Annotated in this window: 9 protein-coding genes and 1 pseudogene; 8 read left to right on the top strand and 2 right to left on the bottom strand. The window is 27.9% G+C overall.

All coding sequences use genetic code 11. From position 1 onward, the window contains the following. Nucleotides 1-120: 120 nt before the first annotated feature. A complete protein-coding gene (locus IC758_RS20770; protein WP_227845160.1) occupies nt 121-1,425 on the bottom strand; it encodes a nuclease-related domain-containing protein in 1,305 nt (434 codons plus the stop codon). Nucleotides 1,426-1,658: 233 nt separating this feature from the next. Here IC758_RS20770 and IC758_RS20765 point away from each other — a divergent pair. From IC758_RS20765 to IC758_RS20740, 6 genes and pseudogenes are all read left to right on the top strand, one after another. After that, nucleotides 1,659-2,425: pseudogene (locus tag IC758_RS20765) on the top strand (DUF4116 domain-containing protein). A gap of 823 nt (nt 2,426-3,248) precedes the next feature. Then, nucleotides 3,249-4,070: a DUF4116 domain-containing protein gene (locus tag IC758_RS20760; protein ID WP_227824893.1), complete on the top strand. Its 822-nt coding sequence runs from the start codon at nt 3,249-3,251 to the stop codon at nt 4,068-4,070. Between the two features lie 693 nt (nt 4,071-4,763). Then, a complete protein-coding gene (locus tag IC758_RS20755) occupies nt 4,764-4,970 on the top strand; it encodes a hypothetical protein (protein ID WP_227824892.1) in 207 nt (68 codons plus the stop codon). A 47-nt stretch (nt 4,971-5,017) separates the two neighbouring features. Beyond that, on the top strand, nt 5,018-6,163 hold the full coding sequence (tnpB, locus tag IC758_RS20750; protein WP_227824891.1) for an IS200/IS605 family element RNA-guided endonuclease TnpB: 1,146 nt from the start codon (nt 5,018-5,020) through the stop codon (nt 6,161-6,163). A 157-nt stretch (nt 6,164-6,320) separates the two neighbouring features. Continuing rightward, a complete protein-coding gene (locus tag IC758_RS20745) occupies nt 6,321-9,425 on the top strand; it encodes a hypothetical protein (protein ID WP_227825266.1) in 3,105 nt (1,034 codons plus the stop codon). 1,763 nt (nt 9,426-11,188) lie between these two features. Then, a complete protein-coding gene (locus IC758_RS20740) occupies nt 11,189-11,929 on the top strand; it encodes a DUF4116 domain-containing protein (protein ID WP_227825265.1) in 741 nt (246 codons plus the stop codon). Nucleotides 11,930-12,187: 258 nt separating this feature from the next. On the opposite strand, the gene IC758_RS20735 is transcribed toward IC758_RS20740, so the two are convergent. Beyond that, the gene (locus IC758_RS20735) at nt 12,188-12,373 is read right to left on the bottom strand and encodes a hypothetical protein (RefSeq protein ID WP_227825264.1); all 186 of its coding nucleotides are present in this window, start codon (nt 12,371-12,373) and stop codon (nt 12,188-12,190) included. A gap of 166 nt (nt 12,374-12,539) precedes the next feature. On the opposite strand from IC758_RS20735, the gene IC758_RS20730 reads away from it, so the two are divergent. After that, entirely contained in the window at nt 12,540-13,427 is an 888-nt protein-coding gene (locus IC758_RS20730) for a DUF4116 domain-containing protein (protein WP_227825263.1), read from the top strand. A gap of 307 nt (nt 13,428-13,734) precedes the next feature. Then, complete coding sequence (locus tag IC758_RS20725; protein ID WP_227825262.1) at nt 13,735-14,586, top strand: DUF4116 domain-containing protein; 852 nt, start codon at nt 13,735-13,737, stop codon at nt 14,584-14,586. Nucleotides 14,587-14,699: the final 113 nt, after the last annotated feature.

Here is a 14,699-nt window from a genome sequence, read left to right as displayed (position 1 = left end):
GTGATTCTTCAAACTAACGACTAAGTCTTATTAAATGAAGAGACACCCTAACGCAAATAGTTTGTAGTCTCTTTTATATAAGAATAATATTATATGTGTAATTGTAATACAAGTATTATCTTATCTCAAATAGTTCATATAATAATTGTTTGCAATTTTGGCAGTAGCCTTTATACCAGGTTCTAATATGTTTATATTATAAAGTAAAGCTTCAACTTTATCTTTTCTTGATACAGCAGGAAACTTAGAGGCATCTATACTATATTCTTTAAGTATATCAACTATTTCATTTTGTAATTTTTCATTCAGTTCAAAGTTAGGTTTATGATTATTAATAATATTTAATATCTCAGATGGCCTAATTACAGTATTAGGAGTATTATTCTCAATAATAATCTCTTTATTTGCAATAACTATTATAGAAGTACAGTCAATTTTTGTTTCTAAATTATAGCCTCTATTTTTAAGTTCTCTGTTTATTAAGTATTGGTTTATACCACAATGTCTATTATTCTGGGAAGTTATATTATTTATGGGTTCTACGTTCTCATATTTATCCTTTATGTACCAGTTCCCATCTGAAGAAGCTATTAATGTATCTCCAGTAGAACCATAGTTTTTAACTTCTATAACAAATACTCCATTTTTATTTATTATTATAAAATCAGATTCAGAAGTCTCATGTTTTTCTTTATCAATTAGTATATTTATATTTTCTAAGACCTTGTATCTATCATTAAACCATTTTAATTCATTTTTTACAGCTTCTTCTCCCTTAACTCCTTTATTTATAATAGCTAAGTTTTTTTGTATATCATTTATCTCAAAATTATATTCTCTAATCATTTTGTTTAATGATGAATAAGTATCATAATAGCCCTTAACATCGATTGGAAGAAATTCTTTTAGATATTCAACATCTTCTTCATACCAAGCTAAGGATTTAGGGAAATCTAACTTAGAATAATTTAATGTATCTAAGTTTAGATACTCATCAAAATTTAAGTTAGTTTTTTCTTCTTTATATCTTGCTATGTATTCAAGTTCATTTTTAAGCATATCTTGCTTCTCTATTAAATCAAGCTTTAAATTTTTACTTTCTGGAATATCTCTAAGTTTAGGGATAGGTCCTTTTTCCAAGTTATAATCTCTAAGTGTAGATAATATTTCTTCTTTAATAACATTATCCTGTAATTTTCTTCTCAGTTTTAGTTTTGCAAGGTCTCTTTTTTTAATTCTTAAATTATATCCAAATTTACTATGTAGAAAGAACTTGCAAATCAATAAGATGGATAATATTATCCAAATAAATAAAGAAATCCATAAATATACCCTACGAGAAAAGGTATGCATAGTTATTAATTCCAAAAACCATGCTATTGGTAAAACTGGAAGTGAGTATAAATCAATTAAATCCTGTAACATTAGTTATTCCCCCTCTAAAATATATGTCTAATATAAGTTTAGAAGGCGACTCTACAGAAGTCAACCAAAGAATTATTAAACCACGATTTTTCTGTAATTCAGTAGAGAAGTTCATCTTAAATTTAGCTATAGTATCATGAAAATAAAATTATAAAAAATAGAAAAATTTACTATATTTATAATGTGAAAATATAGTTTTATAGAAAATAAATTAAACATAAGGAGAGGATACAATGACTAAACAGGAAAATAATTTAATAAAACATCAGGAGATGGGTTTAGGAATAATAAATAGAAATAAGAATCATTTAAAATATGCTAAGGTTCAAACCTATGAAATGTGCCTTAAAGCTATAGAAAAAATGGGCTGTTACTTAAAGATATAAGATGGGATGAAATTAATTTAACTAAAGAACAGGTCCATAAGTTATGTATTAAAGCAGTAAGAAATAATGGAATGGCTCTACAGTATGTAAAAGAACAAACACCAGAAATGTGTAAAGAAGCAGTTAAAAATAGGGAATTTGCTTTAATGTATGTAAAAGAACAAACAGAAGAATTGTGTATATTAGCAGTGAAACAAGATTATTCAGCTCTTCAATATGTAAAAAAACAGACACCAGAGATATGTATAAAAGCATTAAAAAAGAATGAATTAGCGCTTCAATATGTAGAGTGGCATATGCTATCAGAAGTACAAATAGATAAGATTTGTAGAGAAGCTCTAAAGCAAGATAGGAATTTAATTAGATATATAAAAGATAAGGAAAAATACTTAGAAGAGTTTGATATTAAATATTTAGAAGGACAAGGTGAAGCGAGAGAAGTAATAGCCATCAAGGAAGAAGGAACATGGTTATTTACAGTAGGTTGCCAATATAAAATTACCAAAGAGACTTTTATTGATAGAATCTATAATGAAGATGGTGGATTTGATTTAGAGAAAGGTATTAATGTTCATAGACAAACTTATGTTGATTTCTTGAAAGAGTTTGAATAATACAAGAAGAGCTATCTAAATTAATAGATAGCTCTTTTTTATTACACATAGTGTTAAAGTTTAATTTTTGCAAATTAATGCTCTCTATGTTTAAATACACAAAGTGTTAAGGTTTAATACTCTTATATATCTTTGTGTAGTTGCGATGTTTAAATACACGTAGTGTTAAGGTTTAATTTTCACCATCCTCGGATTATTTATAATCGTTTAAATACACATAGTGTTAAGGTTTAATGATGAATACTAAGCTAAATGAAGTATATAGCGTTTAAATACACATAGTGTTAAAGTTTAATCTTACTATTTTCATTTCAATCCCCCTTTGAATTTATGTTTAAATACATATAATGTTAAGGTTTAATCACTGTAGATAAATCAGATTGTTATATAGTTTAAATACATATAATGTTAAGGTTTAATATGGGTATCTATAGAGATATATGGTTTGATAATAAGTTTAAATACATATAATGTTAAGGTTTAATTATCGAATTTTGTTATTCCTATTTATTTTTGTTATGTTTAAATACATATAATGTTAAGGTTTAATCACTGTAAACAAGCCATTTCTAAAATTAAGAAAATCTTATAATACAGTAGTTTCAATTAATTTAATCTTTTTATCCCAACCAATAGTTAAAAATAGAAAGTAGGTATTATATTAATAATCTTGGGATAATTTATATTATATCACTATATAAATTAACTTACAATATTTTATATAGTCAATAAAAATGATATAATTATGATAAATAAAATTGAAAAATAGTATATTATATATAAAAAAGTATTATAAAAAATAACAATAAGGATGGATAGATAAATGGAGAAAATAGGGTTAGAGTGGATAAGAAAATTTCCATGGGATTTAAAATTTGCAAAAACGCAAACTTATGAAATGTGTATAGAAGCAGTAGGACAATATGGATATTTACTTAAAGATGTAAGATTTGATGAACTTAATTTAACTAAAGAACAGTTATATAATCTATATCTTATTGCGGTATTCAAAGATGGTGGGACTCTTAAATATGTGAAGTTTGATGAATTATCAAAAGAGAAAATAGATAAAATATGTTTATTAGCAGTAAGAAATTATGGTGGATCATTAGAATATGTAAAAAATCAGACAGAGGAAATGTGTCTAATTGCAGTAAAAAATTGGGGCTGGAATTTATATTATGTAAAGAATCAAACCGAAGAAATTTGTATAGAAGCAGTCAAGCAAAATGGAAGTAGTCTACAATATGTAAACAAACAAACACCAAAGATATGTTTAGAGGCAGTCAAGCAAAATGGATTAGCTTTAGAGTATATAAAATGGGATGGATTCTCAAAGAAACAGATTGATGAAATATGCAGAGAAGCTTTAAAGCAGAATATATGTGCAATTAAGTATGTAAATGCTAAAGAAAAGTATTTAGATGAATTTGGTGTTAAATATTTAGAAAAGCAAGGAAAGGCCAGAGAAGTATTCGCAGTAAAAAGATATAATAAGTGGTTATTTACAATAGGTTGCCAATATAAAATTACCAAAGAGACTTTTATTGATAGAATCTATAATGAAGATGGTGGATTTGATTTAGAGAAAGGTGTTAATGTTCATAGACAAACTTATGTTGATTTCTTAAAAGAGTTTGAATAATATTAAGAAGAAGCTATCTAAATTAATAGATAGCTTCTTCTTAATTACACATAGTGTTAAGGTTTAATTTTAATTTATATATGTACGTAGTTTAAATACACATAGTGTTAAGGTTTAATTCTACATATAGTTGTCTTTTATACTCTTTTCTGGTTTAAATACACATAGTGTTAAGAGCAGGGGATACGTTAGTAATTAAGTTTAAATACACATAGTGTTAAGGTTTAATGAAGATTTAAATAAGGCTATAAAGCCACAAATGAGTTTAAATACACAAAGTGTTAAGGTTTAATATATTATAGATACATTAGTAACTAAAGGCGTTACAGGTTTAAATACACAAAGTGTTAAGGTTTAATAATAATGTTGGAATTCTTCTGGGTCACCATTATATTGGGGTTTAAATACACAAAGTGTTAAGGTTTAATAGCTGTAAACAAGCCATTTCTAAAATTAAGAAAATCTTATAATTCAGTAGTTTCAATTCCTATGAGCTTTTTATCCCAACTAATAGTTAAAAATAAAAATATAGATATTTCAATATATACATAAATTAGCTTGGGATAATTTATATTATATCACTAAGTAAATTAACTTATAATATTTTATATAAACAATAAAAATGGTATGATTATTATAAATAAAATTAAAGTATAATATATAATGTTATGAAAATAAAAAGGTGATAGGTAAATGCGTAAAACAGATTTAGAGTGGATAAAAAAATACCCCTGGGGATTGGCACACATGCAAAAGCAAAGTTATAAGATGTGTATAGAAGCAGTAAAGCGACAAGGGGGATTGCTTAAAGATGTAAGGTGGGATGAACTTAATCTAAATAAGAAGAAGATATATAATTTATCAATAATAGGCGAAATACTCCATCCTCAACGTAAGTAGGATGGAGATTAAAGCCTGTAATATAAAAAACTAAAGGAGGTGAAAAAATGATACAGATGAAAGCTTTTAAGTTTAGAATATATCCAAATCAAACTCAAAAAGAAATAATAGAAAAATCTTTTGGATGTTCAAGGTTTGTGTACAATCACATGTTAGCACTTCAAAAAGAAAAATATGAAAATGAAGGTGAGTCATATTCAAAGTATGATTTAATTAAAAAGCTTCCATCACTTAAAAAAGAATATGAATGGCTTAAAGAAGTTGATTCAACCAGCTTGCAAGCTACTATTGATGATTTAGATAGTGCATATAAGAACTTCTTTAGAGAAATTAAAAAAGGTAATAAACAAGGCTTTCCAAAGTTCAAAAGCAAAAGAAATCCTAAAAGAAGTTTTGAAAGTAAATGCGTGAACAATAACATAACTATTAAGGATAACTTAATTAAACTACCAAAATTGAAATGGGTTAAGGCTAAAGTTACTAAAAATATAAATGGCCGAATATTAAATGCTACTGTATCAAAAACACCTACAAGTAAATATTTTGTTAGTATATGTTGTGAAGTTGACATAAAACAATTAGAAGAATCTAATAAGTATATTGGCATAGATTTAGGCTTAAAAGATTTTGCAATATGTTCTAATGGAGACATATTCAACAATCCTAAATGGTTAAGAAAAGCTAACTATAGATTGAAGTTGGAACAAAGAAGATTATCAAAAATGAAGAAGTTTAGTAATAATTGGAATAAGCAAAAAAATAAAGTAGCTAAGATACATGAAAGAATATCTAATCAAAGAAAAGATTACCTACATCAGATATCAACTAAACTAATTAGAGAAAACCAAATAATTTGTTTAGAAGATTTAAAAGTAAGTAACATGATTAAGAATCATAAATTAGCAAGTGCAATAAGTGAAGTTAGTTGGTATGAATTTAGGAGATTGCTTGAGTATAAAGCTATTTGGTATGGAAGATTAATTTCTATAATAGGAAATACATATCCATCAAGTCAGTTATGTAGTGCATGTGGTCATAGAAATAAGGATGTAAAAAACTTAGCACTTAGAAATTGGATTTGCCCAGACTGTAATACACAACATGACAGGGATATAAATGCAAGTATAAATATACTAAAAGAAGGATTAAGATTAGTGGGGATGGAACAGCCCTTAGAGCCTATGAATGCTTAGTACAAAAGTACTATCGAATAGGAATCTCCACCTTCAAACGCTACCAAGGGGAGTTAAGGTGGAGTAGTTCAAATAAACAATAGTATGTAAAAAAGTTATAAAAAACAGAGTAGCTTTATATTATATAAAATAAAAAAATTAGGAGGAAGTGAAAATAATGAATATAAAAAAGATAACTTTACCTGTTTTGGCTCTATTAGGGTTACTAACAGTATTTAATATAAATTCCCTAAAATCTTCCGCTTGGGGTGGAGATGATTCAGGGGGAGGAGATACTGTAATAAAAAACAGTAGAATTACTTGGGATATGTCTACGCAAGATGCAAATGGAAGACCACAACAAGGAGAATTCCATAAAAACCAGATAATGTCCAAAAACCCGCTTTTTGGAGATGTGGATGGGGCATATGTAGGTGGAGGTGGAAGGACCTACGTAAAAGATGGTGGTAAAGTCAGAAGTGCAATTAAGAGTGGATATGGATTTGACTTATTGTATTACGAGCAATATGCGGATAAAGATGGGAAAGTTTATAAATCTCCAGACGCAGACGGCACAAAAGAAAATTTTTACACGAAAATGGATTCTACTCTTACATCTGGCTACAGAAACAGATACTGGAACTTAAATTGGAATGGAAGCCAGACAAATTTTTCTAAGGTAAATGTAGAACCTAACTACCAAGGTCGCAAAAAGTATCAAATGTCGACAAATGACAACGTTACAAACAACTACGATGCCAGATTTGATAAAGATGGAGAATGGCGATATTTAGGATATAACTTGCGTGGAGAGGTTATAACAAACCCATATTTTTCTTGTGATGGTTCTGGGACAGAAACACATATGTCAGATTTTGGAATATTATGGCAGGGTGAAGGATGCAAAAAATTTGGCGGTTGGTTAGAGTACAATAATAGCGTGGCATACAAAGAAAAGAAAAAAGATGCCATAGAGAGACTGCTTAAAAAGGACCCACAATTTAAAAATGGTACTTTAATACAAGTAGCAAACAACAATAAACAAAGCAAAAAAGTAAGTGGAGGTAATATAAGTGCAGATGTGTGGATGGACAGCCTTAGTCTTTTAACGGATCCAAGGAAAGAAACTCCAATTTTTAGAGTGTATAGGGTAAAAACAAAAAACTGGAATGATAAAACTTTTAAAGGAAAAAGTAGTTTAAATGCCTACACTATAGTTGCACCAATAAATGTAAAACAGTCACAGGATGTGACTATTAGTGATATTAAGCTAATAGATAAAAGTGGGGCAGTCTTAAAACAATTTAAAAGAGATGATAGTGGTAATACAAGTACTGTAGGAAAAGGGACAGTAACACCAGGAGAAAAATACAAGGTAGAATATACTATAAAAAATAATGGAGATGTTGCTACAAAAACAATGCCTAATACTATAGATGTTGGTACGGCAACGGATAATAATGCTACAAAAAATGATTATACACAAAAATATCCAAGCAATAGTACTAAAGGTACTTTAAAAGGAGGGGGATTTATAGAAGCAGGTAAAACAGTTACATTAACAAAAGAAGTAACAGTACCTGCAGATACAAAAACCGCTTTTAGAGTTACTGGATACATAGGGGATGTATATAATAAAACAGACAATTTGGACCAAACGAATGACTGGGGGCATGTAGTTGCAGGTGTAGAAGGTAAGGAAGAAGAACAACCTGGGGATTTAAAAGTAAACAATATAAAAATGATAGATAAAAATGGAAAAGAAGCCCTTTACATGAAGCCAGGAGAAGAATATAAGATAAGATATATAGTAGATTACCATGGTCCTTCTAAAGAGTTCTGGCAAACAAAAACAGACAGTGAAGGGCATACGACAAGATACAGAGTTAAAAAAGCATTTAAATTTAACTGGACTGCAAAAAGATACCTACCACAAGGTGGAAGTGAACTATATAAAAATAGTAAAACTTTAAATCTTTATGGAGTAGATAAAGGAGAGAGCTGGAATTTTGAAACACCATATTTTGTGTGGGAAGTACCACGTGCAGAAGCTACAATTGCTGTAAATGCTCCAGTTTCTGTAGATTTAAATAAAGGTAATAATACAGCACAGAAAAAATGGTTCTACAATTATGATGTAAAAGTAAGCAACGTAAAAGTGTACAACGACAAAGAAAGACCTATCCAAGACAGTTTTATTACACTTGGAGTGAAATATGATGTTGATGTAATAGCACCGAGCCAAACACCAATTTTCGAAACAGATATTAAAACACATATAACACTTCCAAATGGACAAATTTTACAGTTTACGGACCATGTAAAAAAAGGAAGTAACAAAGACATAGCAAGGGAAATAAAAGTACCTATTACTGCAATAACAAGTGGTAGCAAGAAATTAAATGTAAATGTATATGCAAATGCAGACAAACATTTTTGGGAAAATGACCTTAATACACAAGCAAACAATAAAGGAAGTAATTACTCTACACAATTGCCTCCAATAAATCCAGTTGCAAGTGGTGGTTGTAGCATTTTTAATACAGAAAATAATTGGAATGTAGCACATAAAACATTAAATTATAATGGAAAATATATAAAATACAAAAAATTTGATGCAAGTAGAGAATACGATTTTTACAGATATACAAATGGAACAAGCCAGACAAAAAACGAAAGTTACTATGAGGAATATAATATAAAATCTGTTAAATTTAAGAGTAAGTATACAACAGATAAAGGTTATGGTTGGGTAGATTTAACTAAAGTAGCAGATAGAAAAAAAGCAAAAATTAAAGCTGGATATGGGTACGAGCTGGACGTAGTAGTGGAATATAATACGAATGCCTTAACGAGACAGCCAAAAGCTTGGGATACAAGAAATACAAGTACAAGTAAAGGATTAAGTGTAACAAACCAGAATATGGCTCCAAACATTTATAAAGATATATATGTAAAAACAGCAGATGGGAAGACCTTATCTGCAACAGGAATTTTTGGAAGCCAAAAAGTTTTTGATGTAACAGTTGTAAGTACAAATGCAGATAAGACAGTTTTAAGATATACAATGCAGAAAAAATCTAAAAATGGAGTGGAAGAACCTATTAAAATTTACACTGGGACTAATACAAAAGACGGATTTTATAGCTTAGATGTTTGGACTCCAGAGCTTACAGGGGTTGGAACTGCTAAGAGCAAAGAGAAGCTGTGCGATGAAAAGAATCTTGAATTTGAGATTAGAGGCAGTATGTGGGACGACACTAATGACCATATAGTACAATAAGAAAGATAAAAAAAGAAGCTTCTATAGAGATTATAGAAGCTTCTTTTTTTACACATAGTGTTAAGGTTTAATCTGGATATGGGTACGAGCTGGACATAACAGTAGAATAGTTTAAATACACATAGTGTTAAGGTTTAATGCAGACAGTTATGCAGGTTACGTTTGTATAATTGAATTTAAATACATACAATGTTAAGGTTTAATTTATTGCACAATGTGATCGTTGGTGTCATCCCACATGTTTAAATACATAAAGTGTTAAAGTTCAATTTAAACCTACAATCTTTCACACCTTCAAAAATACTTATTTAAATACACATAGTGTTAAGGTTTAATATTTAAATAGTACAGAAAGCGGAGGAAATAATAACAATTTAAATACACATAGTGTTAAGGTTTAATATCAATAGATGCAAATTCTTCTTTCGATTATCTTGATTTAAATACACATAGTGTTAAGGTTTAATAGAAGTTCACCCCCACAATTTAGGAAACCGTTTTACATTTAAATACACATAGTGTTAAGGTTTAATCACTGTAAACAAGCCATTTCTAAAATTAAGAAATGCTTACAATTCAGTAGTTTCAATTCCTATAAGCTTTTTATCCCAACTAATAGTTAAAAATAAGAATGTAGATATTTCAAATGCTATATTAATTAGCTTGGGATAATTTAATTATATCACTATATAAATTGACTTACAATATTTTATATAAACAATTTTTGGTGGTTGCTATTGATAAAAATATTTATAAAAATAAACAATATGGGGTTTGAAGTTAAAGAAGCTTCCATAATTGCTATAGAGGCTTCTTTTATATTAAACACAAAGTGTTAAGGTTTAATTTTTAATATTCCAATTATACAGTATTTAAATACACAAAGTGTTAAGGTTTAATGATGAATACTAAGCTAAATGAAGTATATAGTGTTTAAATACACATAGTGTTAAGGTTCAATCAACTCGTTTATGCATTTATAACAGGTCTGCAAGGGTTTAAATACACATAGTGTTAAGGTCTAATTTTAGTAAGAAAATCTGTTTCTTTTAAAAATATAGCGTTATTTAAATACACATAGTGTTAAGGTTTAATCTGATTTCTATTGCTAATGTACTTTATGTAACGATGTTTAAATACACATAATATTAAGGTTTAATCACTTCGTAAAATTGTATTTTTTAATGTTATGTAGTTTAAATACACAAAGTGTTCAGGTTTAATACATAATAAAAATGTAGATGCGAAGCGATTAGCTTCTTTTAAATACACATAGTGTTAAGGTTGAATTACTTAGTTTTAGTTACAGAATAGTTTTAATATGCTGTTTAAATACATATAATGTTAAGGTTTAATTGTATCTCATTGCAAGTGGATTACTCTTACTTATGCGTTCAAATACACAAGGTGTTAAGGTTTAATTTCTCTAATGCTTGTACTTGTCTATCGTTTAAATACAAATAGTGTTAAAGTTCAATAGCTATAAAGAATCTATTTGTAAAATCAATAAATACTTAAAATTACTACATTTCAACTAAGCTAAGTCCTTTATCCCAATTAACAGATAAAAATAATAATGTAGATATTTCAACATATATACCAATCAAATCGGGATAAATTAATTATATCACTATATAAATCAACTTACAATATTTTATATAAACAATAAAAATGTTATACTTATTATAAAAATAATTTAAAAATAATATATTAAACATGAATAAAAGTATTATAAAATATAATTTTAAAAGGGGAAAAATTAAATGAAAAAAGTGAACTTAGATAGGATAAAAAATTATCCATGGGATTTAGAATTTGCAGAAAAGCAAACGTATGAGATGTGTATTGAGGCTATAGAAGAAGATGGACTGTTACTTAAAGATGTAAGGTGGGATGAACTTAATTTAACCAAAGAACAGATATATAACCTATATCTTAAAGCAGTAAATGAAGATGGTAATGCACTTGAGTATATAGAAGAACAAACAGAAGAGATATGTTTAATTGCAGTCAAGCAAAATGGTTTAGCTTTAGAGTATGTAAAAGAACAAACAGAAGAGATATGCATAGAAGCTGTAAGAGAGTACTACTTATCTTTAGAATTTGTAATAGAACAGACTCCAAAAATATGTATGGAAGCAGTAGGACATGATGGATTGGCAATACAATTTGTAGAAAACCAAACAGAAGAGATATGTAGAGAAGCTCTAAAACAAGATAAAGATGCAATTAAGTATGTAATAGATAAGGAAAAATATTTAGAAGAATTTAATATTAAATATTTAAAAGAGCAGGGAAATGCAAGTGAAGTAATAGCAATAGAAAAAGATGGAGAATGGTTATTTACTGTAGGATGCCAAGATAATATTACTAAAGAGACTTTTATTGATAGAATTTATAATACAGATGGAGGATTTGACCCAGAGAAAAGAATAAATACTCATAGGAAAAGATATCTTAAATTTTTAAAAAGTTTTAATAATTCAAAAAGAGCTATCTGTTAATTTAGATAGCTTTTTTTAACCACTTTTATTGGCGTTATTTAAATACACATAGTGTTAAGGTTTAATTAATATAAGTAACAATAAAATAAATACAAATCGTTAGTTTGAATACACAAAGTGTTAAGGTTTAATTAACTGTAGCTATTTTATTTAGAAAGGCTTCTTCTATTTAAATACACGTAGTGTTAAGGTTTAATAACTCAAAACTTATATATTGTAGGAGGTGGAGCATGGTTTAAATACACATAGTGTTAAGGTTTAATCAAAAGTAACTGGCATATATTGTTTTGTACAAGCATTAATAAAATCTTGAAATTCTTCCTCTATGTCAATACAAACAACTTCAGTAAATCTTAATTCATTTACATAAAACTTTGTATAATCTTTAATGTTAAAATTTCCTTTTAAAACAGATTCTTGTACTTCTTCTTTTATAGTTTCCAACTGCATCAATTAGATTGGGATAAACTAATTATATCACTATATAAATCAAGTTTCAATATTTTATATAGTCAATATAAAATGTACAATAATTATAAAGGAAAATAAATAATACTATAATAAATCGAAATATAGTATTATAAAAATAAGATTGAAAAAGGAGAGTTAAATGGGAAAAATAGATGTAGATTGGGTAAAGGAACATCCATGGTCTTTGATAAATGCAGAAAAACAGACATATGAGATGTGCATTAATGCTGTAAGAGAAAATGGATTAGTCTTAGAGTATGTAAAAAATAAAACACCAGAAATATGTTTAATAGCAGTGAGACAAAATGGATTAGCTTTGAAATATGTGAAAAACCAAACCGAAGAAATATGTATGGAAGCAGTTAAAGAATGTGGAGTAGCATTAGAATATGTAGAAGAGCAAACAGAAGCAATATGTATAGAAGCTGTAAGACAAGCTGGTAAAGCTTTATGGTATGTTAAAGTACAAACAGAAGATATTTGTTTAGAAGCAATGAGAGAGAATGGATGGGCACTTCAATATGTAAAAGAGCAAACAGAAGAAATATGTTTAGAGGCTGTAAGAGAAAGAGGATTAGCCTTAAAACATGTTAAAGTACAAACAGAAGAGATATGTATAGAGGCAGTTAAAAAGAATGGGAAAGCACTTAAGTTTGTAAAAAAACAAACACCAGAAATATGCATGGAAGCAGTTAGAGAAGATGGATGGGCGTTAGAATATGTAAAAGAACAGACTAAAGAGATATGTTTATATGCATTAAAACAGGATAAACATTTAATTAAATATATAAGAAATAAAGAAGAATATGAAAATATGATTAAATATTTAAAGGAACAAGAAGGTGCTCAGGAAGTAATAGCTATAAAGAAAGGTAGAAGATGGCTATTTACAGTAGGTTGTCAAAGAGATATTACTAAAGAAAAGTTTATCCATAGAGTTTATAATACTAATGGAGGGTTTGATCCAGAAAAAGGGATAAATGTTCATAGACAAATATATCTTAATTTCCTAAAAGAGTTTGAATAGTAAAGAAGCTATCTGTTAATTTAGATAGCTTCTTTAGAACCACTTTTATTGGTGTTGTTTAAATACACGTAGTGTTAAGGGCATAAGTCATTCTATCCCAACTAATAGTTAAAAACAATAATGTAGGTATTCCAAAAGATGTATCAATTAACTTAGGATAAATTTGATTATATCACTATGTAAATCAACTTACAATATTTTATATAATCAACAAAAATGATATACTTATTATAAATATAATTGAAAAATAATATAATATATTAAAAAATAGTATTGTAAAAATATAATCGAAAAGAGGAAAAATTAAATGAAATGTATAGATATAGATTGGATAAGAAGGAATCCATGGGATTTGAAAAATGCAAAAACACAAACTTATGAGATGTGCATAGAGGCAGTAAAATATGATGGTAGATTACTTAAAGATATAAGATTTAATGAACTTAATTTAACTAAAGAACAGATATATAATTTATATCTTACAGCAGTAAAAGAAAATGGAATGGCTTTAAAGTACGTGAAATTCCAAGCACCAGAGATATGTCTTGAAGCTGTAAAAGAGAATGTATATGCACTTAAATATGTAAAAAATCAGACAGAGGAAATGTGCCTAATAGCAGTAAGAAATAGAGGATATGCTTTGGAGTTTGTAAAAAATCAAACAGAATATATTTGTTTAGAGGCAGTAAGACAAGATGGTGAAGCTTTAGAATATGTAAAGAATCAAACTGAAGAGATTTGCCTTGAAGCAGTAAAAGCAAATTGTTTATCTCTTATATTTGTAAAAGAGAAGACCGAAGAGGTTTGTATAGAGGCTGTAAGAAAATATGGACCATCTATTAGGTATGTAAAGAAGCAGACAGAAGAAATATGTAGAGAAGCTCTAAAACAAAATAAATATGCGATTAAATATGTAAAAGAGAAAGATAAATATTTAGAAGAATTTGATATTAAATATTTAGAGGAACAAGGTAAAGTAAGAGAAGTAATAGCAATAAAAGAAAATGGAGAGTGGCTATTTACAGTAGGTTGCCAAATAGATATAGACCTTGAAGAGTTTATATATAGAATTTATAATACAGATGGAGGGTTTGATCCAGAAAAAGGGATAAATGTTCATAGACAAATATATCTTGATTTCTTGGAACAATTTAAATAAGGCATTCTTACAAATTTATGTTAATATTAAAGACATTTAGGATTAATAATGTAAAGAGAGTTATCTAAATTGATAACTCTTTAGTTATACAGAGATTAAATATCGAAAAAGAG

Origin of the sequence: Clostridioides sp. ES-W-0016-02, from assembly GCF_020641035.1 — a bacterium.
In the GTDB taxonomy this organism is placed as follows: Bacteria; Bacillota; Clostridia; order Peptostreptococcales; family Peptostreptococcaceae; genus Clostridioides.
This window is presented reverse-complemented; position numbering and strand designations above follow the sequence as displayed.